This window comes from Bacteroidales bacterium, assembly GCA_035299085.1.
Lineage (GTDB): Bacteria > Bacteroidota > Bacteroidia > Bacteroidales > UBA10428 > UBA5072.
Genome location: DATGXG010000014.1, coordinates 13,281 through 27,467 on the forward strand (window position 1 = coordinate 13,281; position 14,187 = coordinate 27,467).

12 protein-coding genes are annotated in these 14,187 nt (G+C 44.4%); 11 read left to right on the top strand and 1 reads right to left on the bottom strand.

Annotated features, from left to right (window positions below; translation table 11 throughout):
* Positions 1–2 precede the first annotated feature (2 nt).
* The 11 genes from secY (at position 3) to VK179_03730 (ending at position 12,157) form a co-directional block, all read left to right on the top strand.
* The gene (gene secY / locus VK179_03680) at positions 3–1,331 is read left to right on the top strand and encodes a preprotein translocase subunit SecY (protein HLO57814.1); all 1,329 of its coding nucleotides are present in this window, start codon (positions 3–5) and stop codon (positions 1,329–1,331) included.
* 21 nt (positions 1,332–1,352) lie between these two features.
* Entirely contained in the window at positions 1,353–2,126 is a 774-nt protein-coding gene (map, locus tag VK179_03685) for a type I methionyl aminopeptidase (protein ID HLO57815.1), read from the top strand.
* A 17-nt stretch (positions 2,127–2,143) separates the two neighbouring features.
* Positions 2,144–2,362: a translation initiation factor IF-1 gene (infA, locus tag VK179_03690; protein ID HLO57816.1), complete on the top strand. Its 219-nt coding sequence runs from the start codon at positions 2,144–2,146 to the stop codon at positions 2,360–2,362.
* A 165-nt stretch (positions 2,363–2,527) separates the two neighbouring features.
* Positions 2,528–2,905: a 30S ribosomal protein S13 gene (gene rpsM / locus VK179_03695; GenBank protein HLO57817.1), complete on the top strand. Its 378-nt coding sequence runs from the start codon at positions 2,528–2,530 to the stop codon at positions 2,903–2,905.
* A 10-nt stretch (positions 2,906–2,915) separates the two neighbouring features.
* Complete coding sequence (gene rpsK, locus VK179_03700) at positions 2,916–3,305, top strand: 30S ribosomal protein S11 (GenBank protein ID HLO57818.1); 390 nt, start codon at positions 2,916–2,918, stop codon at positions 3,303–3,305.
* A gap of 43 nt (positions 3,306–3,348) precedes the next feature.
* A complete protein-coding gene (rpsD, locus tag VK179_03705) occupies positions 3,349–3,954 on the top strand; it encodes a 30S ribosomal protein S4 (GenBank protein ID HLO57819.1) in 606 nt (201 codons plus the stop codon).
* A gap of 45 nt (positions 3,955–3,999) precedes the next feature.
* Positions 4,000–4,992 carry a DNA-directed RNA polymerase subunit alpha gene (locus tag VK179_03710; protein ID HLO57820.1) on the top strand — a complete coding sequence of 331 codons (993 nt, stop codon included), beginning with the start codon at positions 4,000–4,002 and terminating at the stop codon, positions 4,990–4,992.
* 55 nt (positions 4,993–5,047) lie between these two features.
* The gene (rplQ, locus tag VK179_03715; GenBank protein ID HLO57821.1) at positions 5,048–5,611 is read left to right on the top strand and encodes a 50S ribosomal protein L17; all 564 of its coding nucleotides are present in this window, start codon (positions 5,048–5,050) and stop codon (positions 5,609–5,611) included.
* Between the two features lie 26 nt (positions 5,612–5,637).
* Entirely contained in the window at positions 5,638–6,930 is a 1,293-nt protein-coding gene (gene eno, locus VK179_03720; GenBank protein HLO57822.1) for a phosphopyruvate hydratase, read from the top strand.
* Positions 6,931–7,532: 602 nt separating this feature from the next.
* Positions 7,533–8,852, top strand: coding sequence for a citrate (Si)-synthase (locus VK179_03725; protein ID HLO57823.1), 1,320 nt, complete (start codon positions 7,533–7,535; stop codon positions 8,850–8,852).
* 71 nt (positions 8,853–8,923) lie between these two features.
* On the top strand, positions 8,924–12,157 hold the full coding sequence (locus VK179_03730; GenBank protein ID HLO57824.1) for a two-component regulator propeller domain-containing protein: 3,234 nt from the start codon (positions 8,924–8,926) through the stop codon (positions 12,155–12,157).
* 129 nt (positions 12,158–12,286) lie between these two features.
* Here the strand turns inward: VK179_03730 and VK179_03735 are convergent, their stop codons facing one another.
* Positions 12,287–14,029 (bottom strand): response regulator, encoded by a 1,743-nt coding sequence (locus VK179_03735; protein ID HLO57825.1) that lies wholly within the window; start codon positions 14,027–14,029, stop codon positions 12,287–12,289.
* Positions 14,030–14,187 lie beyond the last annotated feature (158 nt).

The following is a 14,187-nucleotide window of genomic DNA, read 5'->3' on the forward strand; positions in this document are numbered from 1 at the left end:
TCATGAAATCATTTATCCAGACACTAAAGAACATTTACAAGATTGAGGAACTGCGGACAAGGATTCTTTATACCTTGTTTATCATTCTCGTTTACAGGCTCGGATCAAAAATCGTTTTACCCGGTGTTGATCCCGCCATGCTTGAAGCATTTGCATCAAGAACACAGCAGGGAGTCCTCGGATTGCTTGATATGTTTTCAGGAGGTGCTTTCTCAAGGGCATCTATTTTCGCATTGGGAATCATGCCCTATATCTCGGCATCCATTATCATTCAGCTGCTCACTATAGCGGTCCCTTACTTCCAGCGTATGCAGAAGGAAGGTGAAAGCGGACGCCGCAAGATGAACCAGATTACACGCTATCTTACCGTGGTTGTGCTTGTTCTCCAGGCACCCGCTTATCTTACACAGATTCCGGTAGATGCCAGGGTTCTCAAGCCGGTAATGTTCCAGTTCTCTTCCATAGCCATTCTAACGGCCGGTACAATTTTTGTCATGTGGCTGGGCGAACGTATAACAGAAAAAGGTATCGGTAACGGTATTTCTCTGATCATTATGATTGGTATTATTGCCCGCCTTCCTTTCGCGTTGTCGAGCGAACTTACCGATCGACTGAACGGTCAGGGCGGCCTTGTTGCTTTCCTGGTTGAAATTGTTTTCCTGCTGGTGGTTATTGCGGTGAGCATACTCCTTGTGCAGGGAACCCGCAGAATACCGGTACAATATGCCAAACGTATCGTAGGCAATAAACAGTATGGCGGCGTTCGTCAGTATATCCCTCTTAAGGTAAATGCTGCCGGTGTTATGCCCATTATCTTTGCCCAGGCCATCATGTTTCTCCCGCTCTCTTTTGCCCGTTACACAGGCAACGGAGCCATGAGCAACTTTTTGGCGGCCTTTTCACGGTACACCAGTGTTTGGTACAATGTCATTTTTGCGCTGTTAATCATACTTTTTACGTATTTTTACACCGCAATTATCATGAATCCGACCCAGATGGCGGAGGATATGAAGAAAAACGGCGGTTTTATACCGGGTGTAAAACCCGGAAAAAAGACAAGCGAGTTTATTGATTCGGTCATGTCGAAAATTACATTACCCGGTTCAATATTCCTGGCAATTGTTGCAATCCTTCCGGCCTTCGCGGGTTTGGTGGGAATACAGCAAAGTTTTGCCCAATTCTTCGGAGGCACATCGCTTCTGATTCTTGTGGGCGTTGTGCTGGATACTCTGCAGCAGATAGAAAGCCATTTGCTGATGAGGCATTATGACGGACTGATGAAGTCGGGTCGTGTAAAAGGAAGAGCAGGCGGTATCGCCTCTTCCATGTAAAAAACAGGTTGAAGTTCTTTGATGATTCATTATAAAACAGCGGAAGAAATCGAATTGCTAAGAGCAAGCAATTTGCTGGTCTCCAAAGCCCTGGCTGAGGTTGCCAAGCGAATTGCACCCGGTGTGACCACACTGGAGCTCGACAACGTAGCCGAACAGTTCATTCGCGACAATCATGCCATACCGGCATTCCTGGGATATAAAGGATACCCGAAAACCCTGTGCACTTCGGTGAATCAACAGGTAGTTCACGGAATCCCTTCAGGATATACATTGAAAGATGGCGACATCGTTTCGGTTGATTGCGGCGCGCTTTTCCAGGGCTATTATGGCGATTCGGCATATACATTTGCTGTCGGAGAAATTCCCGAACGTGTTAAGCTGTTGCTGAAAACTACCCGCGAGTCGCTTTTCAAAGGCATCGAACAGGCCATTGACGGTAAACGGGTTGGTGATATAAGCAACGCGGTACAGGAACACTGTGAACTTCAGAAGTTTTCTGTTGTTCGTGAGATGGTCGGACACGGAATAGGGAAGGGATTGCATGAAGCACCTGAAGTGCCTAACTACGGCAAACGCGGACACGGTCCAAGATTGCAGAGCGGCATGGTGATCTGTATCGAACCCATGATCAACATGGGAAAAAAAGACATCACACAGGATTCAGACGGTTGGACAATCCAGACAGCAGACAGGCAACCTTCAGCCCATTTTGAATTGTGTGTGGCTATAGGAAAAATCAAAGCCGATATTCTTTCAACATTTGAATACATTGAAGCAGTATATAAAAATTAAAACCGCGAAGATCATATATGTCAAAACAACCATCCATTGAACAAGATGGAGTGATTAAGGAAGCTCTTTCAAATGCAATGTTCCGCGTGGAATTGCAGAACGGGCACATAATTACGGCTCACATATCAGGGAAAATGAGGATGCACTATATCAAGATCCTTCCCGGCGATAAAGTGAGGGTTGAGATGTCACCCTATGATCTTACAAAAGGTAGAATAACATTCAGGTACAAATAATTTACTGATCAACATGAAAGTAAAAACATCCATTAAGAAACGCACTGCCGACTGCAAAATCGTACGCAGAAAGGGACGTTTATACGTGATTAACAAAAAGAATCCCAAGTATAAACAGCGCCAGGGCTGATAACATTGTTAACATTTTAATTATATAAAAATTATATGGCTAGAATCGTTGGTGTCGATTTACCAAAGAATAAAAGGGGTGAAATAGGCCTGACCTATATTTTCGGTCTGGGACGCAGCTCAGCACAGAAAATTCTGGAAAAAGCAGGCGTTGACAGGAATGTAAAAGTAAAAGACTGGACTGATGAGCAGGTTAACCTGATCAGAAAAGTGATCAATGAAAATTACAAGGTGGAAGGTGAACTTCGTTCGAATGTTCAGCTGAATATTAAACGCCTGATGGACATTGGTTGCTACCGGGGAGTCAGACATCGTCTGGGACTGCCTGTAAGAGGCCAGAGTACGAAAAACAATGCCCGTACCCGTAAAGGTCGCAGGAAAACTGTTGCTAACAAAAAGAAGGCTACCAAATAAGGAATAAATTATGGCAAAGAAAGCTGGAATTACAAAAAAGAAAGTTGTTAAGGTTGACCCTGTAGGCCAGGCACACGTGCATGCCTCATTCAACAACATCATCATTTCACTTACAAACAGCCAGGGACAGGTTATATCCTGGGCCTCTGCAGGTAAAATGGGCTTTAAGGGTTCAAAAAAGAACACTCCTTATGCTGCCCAGGTAGCCGCTGCAGATTGTGCAAAAGCAGCATTTGACATGGGCCTTCGCAAGGTAAAAGCTTTTGTTAAAGGTCCCGGCGCCGGCAGGGAATCAGCTATCAGAACCATTCATACAGCAGGTATAGAGGTTACTGAAATCGTTGATGTTACTCCTCTTCCTCATAACGGTTGCAGGGCACCCGGAAGAAGAAGGGTATAATTGAATTCGGCAATATATTAGAGAATAATAATTTACTTTAACAATGGCAAGATATACTGGACCTAAAACCAAGATAGCAAGAAAATTTGGAGATCCCATTTACGGACCGGATAAGAGTTACGATAAGAAGAATTATCCCCCGGGACAACATGGTGCCAATAAGAAAAGAAAGAAATCATCAGAATACGGCATTCAGCTTCGTGAAAAGCAGAAAGCCAAATATACTTACGGCGTGCTCGAAAGACAGTTTGCAAACCTTTTCGATAAAGCACAGCGCAGCAAGGGTGTTACCGGTGAGGTATTGCTCCAGCTTCTCGAATCACGTCTCGACAACGTGGTTTTCAGGCTTGGCATTTCACCTTCACGTTCAGGTGCCCGTCAGCTTGTTTCACACCGTCATATAACCGTTAACGGTGAAGTGGTTAACATCCCTTCATTCTCCGTTAAACCCGGTGACATTGTGGGCGTTCGTGAAAAATCAAAATCTCTCGAAGTCATTCATAATTCCCTTGGTTCACGCAGGGTTAACGTAACCTGGCTCGAGTGGGACGGTGCACAGATGGCCGGTAAGCTCATCAACCGCCCCGAACGCGACCAGATTCCGGAAACCATTAAGGAACAGTTGATCGTTGAGTTGTATTCCAAGTAATAGAATAGAAGAATATTCTAATAATCGAAATCTTAAATAAACAATATGGCCATATTAGCTTTTCAGAAGCCCGATAAGGTGATTATGATCGAATCGGACGACAGGTTCGGTAAGTTCGAATTTCGTCCGCTGGAACCCGGATACGGTATTACCATCGGTAATTCCCTTCGCAGGATCCTTCTTTCATCCCTTGAGGGTTACGCGATAACAGCTATCAAAATTGACGGAGTTGAACATGAGTTTGCCTCCATCACCGGCGTCATTGAGGATGTGGTTGAAATCATCCTCAATCTGAAACAGATCAGGTTCAAACGCCTGGCAGACGACGTGAATGATGAAAAAATAATGGTGACACTGTCGGACCAGACTTCATTCAAAGCCGGTGACCTGAACCGTTTCCTCAGCAACTTCGAAGTGCTGAATCCCGAACTGGTGATCTGCCATATGGAAAAGGATGTGGAACTCCGCATGGAATTCCATGTAAACAAGGGCAGGGGATATGTTCCGGCAGAAGAGAACAAACCCTTTGATGCCGAATTCGGTCTCATTCCTATCGATTCTATCTTCACACCCATTAAGAATGTGAAGTATTCAGTTGAAAATTACCGCGTAGAGCAGAAAACCGACTATGAAAAACTCCTTATGGAAATTCTTACCGATGGTTCGATCCATCCGAAAGACGCCCTCAAGGAAGCAGCTAAAATTCTGATCTACCACTTCATGCTCTTCTCCGATGAAAAGATCACTCTTGATTCCGAAGAAAGAGCCGCCAACGAGGAATTCGATGAAGAAGTTCTCCATATGAGGCAACTGCTCAAAACCAAACTCGTTGATCTTGACCTTTCAGTCAGGGCACTGAACTGCCTTAAAGCTGCTGAAGTTGAAACTCTTGGTGATCTTGTTAAATTTAACAAAAACGACCTCCTGAAATTCAGGAATTTCGGTAAGAAATCGCTCACTGAGCTTGATGAACTGCTCGAAACCATGAATCTTTCATTTGGGATGGATATTGCCAAGTATAAGCTCGACAGAGATTAATTTTAACCTTACAGGGAACAAAAGAGATACCCACTGATTAAATTTTAGGATTATCATGCGACATAATAATACAAATAATAATTTAGGACGAAAAAGCGCTCACCGTAAGGCTATGCTTTCGAACATGGCATCTTCACTGATACTTCACAAGCGCATTAAAACCACCACTGCCAAAGCAAGGGCATTGAGGGTTTTCATTGAGCCGATTCTTACCAAATCGAAAGAGGATTCAACGCATTCACGCCGGTTGGCTTTCACCTACCTGCAGGATAAGGATGCCGTTTCAACTCTCTTCAGGGATGTATCGCCGAAGATTGCTGACAGACCGGGTGGATATACCCGTATTCTGAAAATCGGAGCCCGCGCTGGTGACGCTGCTGATATGTGCTATATCGAGCTCGTTGATTTCAACGAAGCCATGCTGGGTGCAACCGCAGCTGCCGAAACCAAGACAACCCGCCGCAGCCGCAGAGGTTCAAAGAAAGGTACCGCTGAAGCCAAGCCCGCCGCTGAAAAGGAACCGAAAGCTGCAAAAAAAGCAGCTCCCAAAGCAGCCGCTAAGGAAGAAAAGGCTCCCGAACAGCCCGCAGAAGGCGATGCAACAGAAACAAAAGAATAATTTCTAAAGCCTAAAAATAAACTATCATGGGACAAATAGCACATGTTCATGCACGTGAAATCCTTGATTCAAGAGGTAATCCTACTATTGAAGTTGAAGTGATTCTCGAAAGCGGTTTTGTCGGCCGTGCCGCTGTTCCGTCAGGAGCATCCACAGGTGAAAACGAAGCCCTCGAACTTCGTGACGGCGACAAGAAAAGATACCTTGGAAAAGGCGTTCTTAAAGCCGTTGATAATGTTAATAACATCATTGCAAAAGAAATCATCGGCATGAATGCCCTTGACCAGGTTGCCATTGATAAAAAAATGCTCGCTCTCGACGGAACAAAAACCAAGAGCAAGCTCGGTGCCAACGCTATCCTCGGTGTTTCACTGGCCACGGCAAAAGCTGCCGCCATGTTTCATGATATGCCACTGTACCGCTATATCGGAGGTGTAAACGCTAAAGTTCTCCCCGTTCCGATGATGAACATCATTAACGGTGGTTCGCACAGCGATGCCCCCATTGCATTCCAGGAATTCATGATCCGCCCCATCGGCGCTCCCAGTTTCCGCGAAGGCCTCCGCATGGGCGCTGAAGTTTTCCATTCATTGAAAAAAGTATTAAAAGAACGGGGTCTCAGCACTGCAGTTGGCGATGAAGGTGGTTTCGCACCCACTCTCAAAGGCACTGAAGATGCTCTCGAATCCATTATAAAAGCTATTGAAGCAGCCGGCTACAAACCCGGACGTGCTTCCGAAGGCGGACAGGTTTCAATCGGCCTCGACTGTGCAGCTTCCGAATTCTACGAAAACGGCAAATACAACTATGCCAAATTCGAAGGACCAAACGGTGCAGTTCGTTCATCTGCCGAACAGGTTGCTTTCCTCGAAAGCCTGATTAACAAATATCCCATTGACTCGGTTGAAGACGGAATGTCGGAACACGACTGGGATGGCTGGAAACTGCTTACCGAAAAAGTCGGCAGCCGCTGCCAGCTCGTTGGTGATGATTTATTTGTAACCAATGTTGAATTCCTTAAGAAAGGTATCGATATGGGTTGCGCCAATTCAATCCTGATCAAGGTTAACCAGATCGGATCACTCACCGAAACTCTTGATGCTATCGAAATGGCACACAGAGCTGGTTATACAACGGTCACTTCACACCGCTCGGGCGAAACTGAAGATGCCACTATCGCTGACATCGCAGTAGCTACCAATTCGGGTCAGATAAAGACCGGTTCACTGAGCCGCTCCGACCGTATGGCCAAGTACAACCAGCTTCTCCGCATTGAGGAAGAACTGGGCGATCTGGCGATTTACGGATATAAGAAGTAATACTAAGCCGTCATTACGCCTGCACAGGCAATACGCAATAAGTAGAACAACATCAAGGGCTGTCCAACAGGACAGCCTTTTTTATTTTCGGCTTAAGCCACCCAAATTACGGTTTACATCATCTGAACTATTGCCCGGGCTTTTGTTCTAACTGGTATTGACATCCCCTTATATATTAACTAACTTTAGTTAGAATATCCGGAAAGTCCGCCACTGATGGTTAGGGTTCTTGGATAATTTTCTGACGCCCTTTCAGGGCTGAAGAAGGATTTCGGCCAATTACACAGGGTTACACCCTGTGCTGGGTTATGCCGCCCTTTCAGGGCTATTCATAAGAATTATCTGGTGAATAAAGAGTCAACCTGAAAGGGTGAAATATACAGGCACAGGGTTAAACCCTGTGTTTTCAGCCATTGCGTCCCTATCGTTCCTATGGTCCCTAACGTCCCTAAAACAAAAAAATGCTTAAATTTTATTTAACTTTTACTGTCTCACACTTAAACAAAACAACCGTTAGGCTGTTTTATTTTTAATGAACGAGTCCCTGGTTGTTCCTGATTCATTAAAACTAATTCATATTCCTAATTTAAAAATTATTTCCCATGGCCGGACTTAAGGAAACTCTCTACCGAAAGATTCAGACCTGGCGCCCCAGGATTAAGAATCTGATGGATGAGCACAGTGATGTTGTGGTGGACACCGTAACAATTGGAAAATTGTTGGGAGGCATGCGTGAACTGAAGTGCCTGGTGACCGACATTTCGTATCTCGATCCGAATGAAGGAATTCGGTACAGAAATTACACACTTCCTGAACTGTTCGCGAAACTTCCACGCCCCAAAGGCTCTGAAATGCCTTACGTAGAAGGTGTGTTTTATCTTCTTCTTACCGGCGATCTTCCCACCGAGGAAAATGTAGCCGATGTACTCGACGAATTCAAGAAACGGCGGGTTCTTCCCAGGTATATTATTGAAATCATCGATGCCTTTCCGAAGGGTACACCGCCTATGGTGATCTTTTCAGCGTCTATACTGGCCATGCACAGGGAATCATTTTTTGCAAGGAAATATGATGCAGGGCTTAAAAAGGAAGATTACTGGGATCCGACATATGAAGATGCCATGAACCTCCTGGCCAAGCTTCCCGAGATAGCAGCCTGTATTTATCATAAAGCATACCGTGAAGGCCACAGGGAATTTTCTGACCCCAACCTCGACATGGGAGCGAACTTTGCCCATATGCTGGGCATTCCCAAACCCTACGATGATGTATCAAGAATGCATTTCATATTGCACAGTGACCATGAAAGCGGCAACGTGAGTGCACACGCCGGGCATCTTGTTGCCAGTTCGCTTTCGGATATCTACCTGGCCATATCATCCATGATCAACGGCCTGGCTGGTCCGTTGCACGGACTTGCCAACCAGGAGGTGCTGCGCTGGTTACATGACCTGCGCGAAAAAGTCGGACAGGATGAGCCTACCGAGGAACAGGTGAAGAAATTCGTGTGGGATACCCTTAAATCGGGCCAGGTTATCCCCGGGTTCGGCCACGCCGTATTGCGCATCACCGATCCCCGTTATATGATACAGCGCGAATTCGCCCTGAAACACATGTCAGATGACCTTATATTCAAATATGTCGATCTGCTATATAAAGTGGTGCCTCCGATATTAAGGGAACAGGGTAAGGCAAAGAACCCCTGGCCGAATGTGGATGCACATTCCGGCGCCATTCAATGGCATTATGGAGTTAAAGAATACGATTTTTACACAGTATTGTTCGGAATAGGCCGTTCTATCGGTATTTGCGCAAATATTATATGGGACCGCGCCCTGAATTATCCGCTTGAGCGACCTAAATCGGTAACCACTGAAATGCTTGAAAAAATAGCCCTGGGACAAAAGGTGGAATTGGAATAGAAAGCCGCATGCTGTAAGTTTGCTATTGTATAAGAAATTAACTACTTTAATAGTTTCAAACTTACGGATTCATGCGGGCAGGCCGGCTTTATATTCTTTTTCTGAACTTGCTCATTGTCAATTTACTGCAAGCTCAGAACTATCTTGCTCCTGAAGTCCTTTCGGCAGGTGACGGTTTGTCCTCGAGACAGGTTAACTCTTTAACATTTGATAACGACGGCTTCTTGTGGGCCGGTACGAATAACGGGTTGAACCGGTATGATGGCTACCGGTTCACTCATTTTTTTACTCCTGCATCCGGAAACGGTTATCCGGGAATTCATCACATTATTAAGGTATTAACCGACGAATCGGGCAATATATGGTCGCTTAACAAGGGAGGAATAAATCGCATTGATAATCGCACAGGCGCTATAATAAAAATTCCGGTATCACAATTTGACAACCAGTATCCTAAAGATGCCGTATTGCGTGACGCCTGTTCGGCGGACGGAAATTTGTGGATCCTTACTGACCGGTCGCTTACGCTTGTTGATAAAAGTTTGACTGTATCAACCTATATCATCCCGCCCGAGCTGATGAGCGGTGTGAGCACAACATGCGTAGCTTCCGATTTGAGCCGCAATATATGGATAGGTACCAGCGGGGGCATTCTCCTTTATAACATTCCCGAAAATACTTTTAAGCAGGTGGTGGGAATTAATGAATCGGGGCTCTTGAGCAATAATACGGTGCAATGTCTTTTCTACGACGGTGAAAATGGAATGTGGGCCGGCACGCAAAACGGGCTTAACCGCATTGACGTCGACTATAATCCATATGCGTGGTATCCGGGAGGATCGCGTTTGGCAGTATCTCAGAACAGTATCACCGATATCCGGAGGATTGACAGTAAGCAGCTTATTATTGCATCATCCGGAGGTATAGTGCAATTCGACGAATCTTCAAGGGTGTTTTCCCGGATCAGTATACCACCTGATATTAAAGTCAGTTCAGTTACTGTGGACTCATTCGGGAATATCTGGGCAGGTGCCGCACAGGGAATCATAAAGATCCGGCGAGCTGAAATGGTTATCCGTAATTATAATTCAGCTTCCGAAGGTCTCAGGCTGGCTCACAATGATATTACCGCACTCAGGGTGTATGATAGGGATAACAAGCTGTTCACAGGTTACAGAAACGACGGGTTCAGTGTTGCCGATCTCAAAACCCTGAAGACCGAACATTTCAGCTCCATTGACGGTAGTCCTGTTAAAGGATTTTACCCATTCAAGCCCGAAGAGTACTTTGTGGTTTCCGAACATGATATTGAGGTATACATTGCGGGTGGCCGGCGGGCCAGTTTGTTCAGCCTCTACCCTTTTATGAACCGGGAACTGGTAAAAAATGTGAGGATCAATTGCCTTTTTTATAATAATGAAGCGGCCTTATGGCTTGGCACTTCAGACGGATTACAGAGTGTCCGGATCGACTCATCAAGGCATTATACGATTGAATCGGTTACGAAGAACGGTCAGCATATCCCTGTGGAACAAGTGTATGATATTGAGGATGACGCTGCAGGTAATCTCTGGCTCGGCACTGAAAACGGGTTAGTGTTATACAATCCCGTACATCACGAATATAACCGGTATACACCGTATGACGTTAACATACTGAATACCGATCAAAAAGCCGTTTACTCCATTGCTTCTGATAATGGATTTTTCTGGTTAGGTACTTCAATGGGAGCATACCGGTTCGATCTGAGATCAAAACAGTTTACAGCGCTTACCGATCGTCCTGAAGTCATGAATATGGTAATCACGGCGATCACAATGGACGAACAGGGGAACATCTGGCTCGGCACGGAAACCGGTTTATATGTCTATAACAAGGTCACCGAAGCAACCAGAAAACTGGATATCAGTGAGGGACTTGTGAATGAATCGTATTCGGCATTGGCGGGTGATTCAAAAGGAAATATCTATGTAGGAGGTCCGATGGGACTTTCCGTCGTTTCACCAGATACAGCCAGACTGAAAAAAGCCGCCTCTCATATAGCCATCACTGGAATCCGGTATACGAAGAATATTTCGGAAAACACCGAACTCTTTAACCGGGTAGCAGACACGATTACAATTCCGTGGAAAAGAATACCCGTTATAATTGAGTTTGCTGTGCTTAATCTTTCCCGTCCCGAACTGAATGAATACCGGTATAGTTTTGAGAAAAGCAAACGTGAACCCATATGGCATAGTTTGGGTAACCGGCATTTTATTCTTCTTGACAGGTATTCTCCCGGAAAATACAGGCTCAACATTTCAGGTGCCTTTACCGGTGACCAGGTAAGCCAGACTTCATTAATTGTCATTGTTGAAGCTCCTTACTGGAGATCCCGCCTTGGCTTGGGTGCCATGGTGCTTGCTGCAATGGTTCTTGTATTTCTTTTTGTACGCTTCTGGATCAGGCAATTCTTTAACCTTAGCCGTGAGAACCAGGAACGCGAAATGATTGCCCGGCAGATCATGTCGCAGAAAGAAGAGCTGACACTGAAAAACAAAGCCATTACCGACAGTATTAATTACGCCAAGCGTATTCAGACAGCCATGCTTCCGCCTTACAAACTGTTTAAATCCATATTTCCTTCTTCGTTCATCCTGTTTATGCCCAAAGACATCGTCAGCGGAGATTTTTACTGGGTGAACAAGGTGGGAAACCGCATTTTTGTGGCTGCAGTGGATTGCACCGGACATGGGGTACCGGGGGCTTTTATGTCGATCATCGGGTTTGAATTATTCAGGAAGATCACCAATATCGAAGGACTGACAAGGCCATCAGATATCCTGAACAGGCTGAACGACGATTTTCATGAGATTTTCAAAGATGTGGACAACGTGGTTTTGAGAGACGGAATGGATGTGGCCTTCTGTTCGATCGACAAGAAAGATATGATCCTTGAATTTGCAGGGGCTTTTAACCCGCTTTACCTGATACGCGACAATAAAATCATGGAGGTAAAAGGCGACAGGTTTGCCATAGGTCTTGATGAAACCAATTTCAGGGAACAAACCTTCAAGAATCACCTGATACCCATACAAAAAGGAGACATTATTTACATATTCTCCGATGGTTTTGCAGACCAGTTCGGCGGTCCCGACGGTAAGAAATACAAATACCGCCGTTTCAGGCACCTGCTGTTAAACCTGCACCAGCTCCCGATGGAAAAGCAGCATGAAATTCTTGAAAACAATGTAATGGAGTGGCGCGGGGAGCAGGATCAGGTGGATGATATTCTCGTTATTGGAATTAAAATTGACTTTTAAAAATGTGCTAATGTGCTAATGTGCTAATGTGCCAATTCAATATGCCAATTTGCCAATGGGTCAATGTGCCAATGAAAAACTGAGACACCTCATTAGCACATTAGCACATTACCTTATTAGCACATTAGTTTAGTCTTCAAGTAGCATCTTCATCTTATTCACAAGCACTTCAACCTGGAAAGGCTTACTGATGTAGTCATTCATGCCGGCGGCGAGACAGGTTTCTTTGTCGCCTGACAGAGCGTTGGCTGTTATGGCAATGATCGGAGTCTGTGTATTTGAAGTGGCTTCGAGTTCACGAATTTTCTTTGTGGCGGCGATACCGTTTATTACAGGCATCTGGATATCCATGAGGATGAGGTGATATTTTGTGGTGCCGAATTTATCAAGTGCGTCCTTTCCGTTATTGGCAATATCGATATTACGGACATGGTTTTTAAGTGAAAGAATAATGATTTTCTGGTTGATGGCATTATCTTCAACAAGCAGGATATTGGCATTCTTAAGCTCCACTTTGTTTTTACTCTGGATCAGCTGGGCTGTATCTTTATCGATCTCGGGTTTGGGAGCGCCTGTAATTCCTTTCTTCAGTTTAAAGCTGAATCTCAGGGTTGTCAGTCCGTTTGCAGTTTCAATCTTGAGTTCGCCGCCGTGATATTCGATAATTTTTTTGGCAATGGTGAAATCAATAAAATAGTCATCGGGTTGATAGGAGCCATCGCTAATCATTCCCGGCTCCGGATGAGCATAAAAGTTCCCGAAATCATCCGATTCAAGTCGGAGCTGAGGGCAGCGGATATTGAAAAAAAGATCCGATTCATGTTCCGAGTCGCTTAACAGGTCCACATCAATGTCAATCATCAGTTTACCCGAAGGATTGGCCTTTATGATGTTTTCGATAATATTGAGAAAGATCTGTTTGATGCGGATGGGGTCGCCAATGTATTGGTTTTTAATGTTTCTTGAAACTTTCAGATTCACATCAAGTCGGTCTTTATGCTGATCCTTGAACAACTTCAAAGTATTATCAATTGACGAATTCAAGTCGAAATTCACCATACTGCCGAGTTCCTTTTCTATCTTAACCTCAGAAACCTTGACAATGTTGTTGACTACATTGATAAGGTTGATTGTTGACGCCATAATGGTATCAAACAGATCCCTGAGTTCGGCGTCAAGTTTTGACCGGTTAACAAGGTTTGAGACCACTGTAAGGTTATTCAGCGGGGTCCTGATCTGGTGTGAAAGTTTTGAAAGGAAATCATCTTTCTGACGGGTTTCATTCCTTGATTCAATCAGGGATCTCTCCATGGATGAATAGTTATGCAATTTAAGGAACTCATTCATATAAACCAGGAGATGAATTACAGTATATGCACCCAGCAATTTAATGATCACAGGTAAACTATACAGGTGTTCAACATGAAGTTGTTTCTGAACTGAAAAAAATACAACGGCAAGAACAAAAAGGATAAATGAAATAAAATTTCCAAGGCTTAATCCGAACAGAGGGATGCAAAACGTCGGAAAAATGAGAATACAGTACATTTCAATACCTGTTGTATCTCCCTTGTAAAGCAGGTAAAAAATAGAAACGGCAGCTATACTGGTGATAGCTATCCTTGTAACATTAAGTTTTTTTGTTATGTTCAGAAAAATGAAAACGAGAATAAGACCTACGGATACGCAAAGGAAAAACCATGCAAGCGGGTAGTCACCTGATTTTAAAGTAATCACCGCATATACAAGCGAAGCAATGATTGACGTTATATTAATGAAATATACAATGAGAAGTTTATTTACAACGTCAAGATCCGCTTGTAATTCAAGCTTTTTCATAAGGCGTGCCAGCAGTCGGTATAGAGGATTCATTCGTTTATAGTATCAATAATGATGGTGGAATATTAACCCTGAAACTCATTATCTGAGTTAAATATAAGAATTATTCTGCTAAAATGAGCATTCAATCATACCGGATATTTGACACCTGAATGGCCCGATTTTTGAAAACGGATTTTGACATAAGATTC

Excerpts from the sequence above, each read along its gene's own strand:
- VK179_03710 (HLO57820.1), top strand. The coding sequence starts at position 4,000 with ATGGCCATATTAGCTTTTCAGAAGCCCGATAAGGTGATTATGATCGAA.
- map (HLO57815.1), top strand. The coding sequence starts at position 1,353 with ATGATTCATTATAAAACAGCGGAAGAAATCGAATTGCTAAGAGCAAGC.
- VK179_03730 (HLO57824.1), top strand. The coding sequence starts at position 8,924 with ATGCGGGCAGGCCGGCTTTATATTCTTTTTCTGAACTTGCTCATTGTC.
- VK179_03725 (HLO57823.1), top strand. The coding sequence starts at position 7,533 with ATGGCCGGACTTAAGGAAACTCTCTACCGAAAGATTCAGACCTGGCGC.
- secY (HLO57814.1), top strand. The coding sequence starts at position 3 with ATGAAATCATTTATCCAGACACTAAAGAACATTTACAAGATTGAGGAA.
- rpsD (HLO57819.1), top strand. The coding sequence starts at position 3,349 with ATGGCAAGATATACTGGACCTAAAACCAAGATAGCAAGAAAATTTGGA.
- rplQ (HLO57821.1), top strand. The coding sequence starts at position 5,048 with ATGCGACATAATAATACAAATAATAATTTAGGACGAAAAAGCGCTCAC.
- infA (HLO57816.1), top strand. The coding sequence starts at position 2,144 with ATGTCAAAACAACCATCCATTGAACAAGATGGAGTGATTAAGGAAGCT.
- eno (HLO57822.1), top strand. The coding sequence starts at position 5,638 with ATGGGACAAATAGCACATGTTCATGCACGTGAAATCCTTGATTCAAGA.
- VK179_03735 (HLO57825.1), bottom strand. The coding sequence starts at position 14,029 with ATGAATCCTCTATACCGACTGCTGGCACGCCTTATGAAAAAGCTTGAA.
- rpsM (HLO57817.1), top strand. The coding sequence starts at position 2,528 with ATGGCTAGAATCGTTGGTGTCGATTTACCAAAGAATAAAAGGGGTGAA.
- rpsK (HLO57818.1), top strand. The coding sequence starts at position 2,916 with ATGGCAAAGAAAGCTGGAATTACAAAAAAGAAAGTTGTTAAGGTTGAC.